Here is a 323-nt window from a genome sequence, read left to right as displayed (position 1 = left end):
CCTGGGTGATGCGTTCGTGCTCGAGAAGGGCGCGACGATGACCTTCGAGCACGTCGACTTCAACTTCGCCGAGGGCAGCCCCTGGGCCGAGGACGCTGGTGGCCTGGCCGCCCGCGAGGCGTTCGCCTACTGCCTGCCGCGGCAGCAGATCGTCGACAACCTGATCACCCCGATCGATGAGACCGCCGTGGTGATGAACTCCCGTGAGGTCTTCCCCTTCCAGGACAACTACGAGGAGCACGTCGCCAAGATCTACGACGGCCGCTACGACGAGGTCGACCTGGAGATGGCGCAGCAGAAGTTCGACGAGTCCGGTCTGGAGG

The 323-nt window shown here is 65.0% G+C and carries 1 pseudogene; it reads left to right on the top strand.

Features of this window, described 5'->3' with window-relative positions:
* Window positions 1-323: pseudogene (locus MWU75_RS19665) on the top strand (ABC transporter family substrate-binding protein); the annotation flags it as partial.

The sequence above is a fragment of the Ornithinimicrobium sp. F0845 genome, from assembly GCF_023015765.1.
Lineage (GTDB): Bacteria > Actinomycetota > Actinomycetes > Actinomycetales > Dermatophilaceae > Ornithinicoccus.
Note: the sequence above shows the minus strand (reverse complement) of the source record. Positions and strands in the feature narration are given on the sequence as shown.